At 70.3% G+C, this 2,022-nt stretch carries 2 protein-coding genes; both read right to left on the reverse strand.

All coding sequences use genetic code 11. The features are described 5' to 3' along the window. Positions 1-47: 47 nt before the first annotated feature. On the reverse strand, positions 48-1,403 hold the full coding sequence (locus G6020_RS08985) for a TrpB-like pyridoxal phosphate-dependent enzyme (RefSeq protein ID WP_182610381.1): 1,356 nt from the start codon (positions 1,401-1,403) through the stop codon (positions 48-50). A gap of 40 nt (positions 1,404-1,443) precedes the next feature. Then, entirely contained in the window at positions 1,444-1,926 is a 483-nt protein-coding gene (locus G6020_RS08990) for a GNAT family N-acetyltransferase (RefSeq protein ID WP_179524027.1), read from the reverse strand. Positions 1,927-2,022: the final 96 nt, after the last annotated feature.

Raw genomic sequence — 2,022 nt, forward strand, 5'->3', positions numbered from 1 at the left:
CCGCGGCAGGGGACGCGGTGGACCGGATCGCCCCGCGTCGGCGCCGGTCAGCCGAGCTCGCCGCGGACGTACGACTCGTAGGCCGGGAGGTCGAGGAAGCCGTGACCGGACAGGCCGATCACGATGGACGGGCCCGTGCCCGCCTCCCCGGTGTGCCTGCGGGCCTCGTCGAACGCGCCGGCGAGGGCGTGGGTGGACTCGGGCGCGGGCACGATGCCCTCGGCCTTGGCGAACTCGACACCGGCGGCGAAGGCGACGTTCTGTTCCACCGCGATCGAGTCGAGCAGGCCGAGGTGCTTGACGTGACTGACCAGCGGTGCCATCCCGTGGTACCGGAGACCGCCCGAGTGGATGGGGTCCGGGACGAAGTCCTGGCCCAGCGTGTACATCTTCATGAGCGGGGTCAGACCCGCCACGTCTCCGTGGTCGTATCGGAACTCGCCCTCGGTCATGGACGGGCAGGCGGTCGGTTCGACGGCCACGATCCTCGTCTGCGCCCCGGCCAGGTTCTCGCGGATGAACGGGAACGCCAGACCGGCGAGGTTGGAGCCGCCCCCAGCGCACCCGAAGACGTAGTCGGGCGCGGCCTCCCCGAACATCTCGAGCTGTTTGAGGGCCTCCTCGCCGATGATCGTCTGGTGCAGGCACACGTGGTTGAGGACGGAACCCAGGGAGTAGCGGGCCTCGGGGTCGCCCGCCGCCACCTCGACCGCCTCCGACACCGCCATTCCCAGCGAACCGGGGGTGTGGGGGTCCTTGGCGAGGAAGGACCGGCCCGCCTCGGTCAGGTCGGAGGGGCTCGGGTGGACGGAGGCGCCGAAGGTCTCCATGAGCATCCGGCGGTACGGCTTGGACTCGAAGGACGCCTTGACCTGCCAGACCTCAACCTCGATGCCGAAGGCCTGACCGGCGAACGCCAGCGACGCGCCCCACTGACCGGCGCCGGTCTCGGTGGTGAGCTTGGTGATGCCCTCCGCGGCGTTGTAGTACGCCTGGGCCACGGCCGTGTTGGGCTTGTGTGAGCCGACCGGGCTGGTGCCCTCGTACTTGTAGTAGATCCTCGCCGAGGTGCCGAGGGCCTTCTCCAGTCGGCGGGCCCGGATGAGGGGCGAGGGCCGCCACAGCCGGTAGATCTCCCGCACCTCCTCGGGGATCTCGACGTACCGCTCCCCGGTGACCTCCTGCTCGATGAGCGCCATCGGGAACAACGGCGCCAGGTCCTCCGGCCCGAGCGGCTCCTTCGTGCCCGGGTGCAGGTGCGGCGCCATCTGCTCGGGCAGGTCGGCCTGGATGTTGTACCAGTGGGTCGGCATCTCGCTCTCGGGGAGAAGTGCCTTGACCAGAGGTGCCGTGACCAGCGAACCGGATGCGGAGTGTGAACCGGATGCAGCGTCAGACGTCATATGGTGTCCTCGGGAGATGTGGGGAGGGGTGAGCCACGCCTCATCCTAGGAGGTCGCGCCTCATGGGGAGGTGCGGGATCCGTTCATCCAGGTAGTCCGGTCCGCAACGGAGGAACCCGAACTGCTCGTACCACCCCTCGAGGTGGGACTGGGCGCCTATCTCGACGGGCAGCTCGCCGCACAGCTCGAGTCCGCGACGGATCAGGACACCGGCGATCCCCCGCCCTCGCCACCCGGGAGCCGTGCACACCCGGCCGAGGTGCATGACCCCACCGTGGACCCCCGACCCGAACACGCGCAGGGTGGCCACCAACTCGTCCGGACCGGATTCGGTGGCCGGAGCCCAGGCCAACAGGTGCGTGGTGCCGGGGTCGGCGTCGACCTCGTCGATCTCCGCGTACGGGCAGTCCTGCTCGGCGACGAAGACGTCCACGCGCAGCTTGTACAGCGCGTGGACGTCCAGCGGACCCAGCCCGGCCAAGGGAGAGGCGACGACTCTCCACGGAGAGTCGTGCTCACTCACCGTCTGCAGGTCAGGGCTTGTCGGCCGGGGTACCACCGGCCGGATCGTCGTCCGAGGGCTGCGGCGCGGAGCCGGCGGCCGCACCCGGCGCGGCGC

The sequence above is a fragment of the Dietzia sp. B19 genome (assembly GCF_014145155.1).
Classification (GTDB): Bacteria; Actinomycetota; Actinomycetes; order Mycobacteriales; family Mycobacteriaceae; genus Dietzia; species Dietzia natronolimnaea.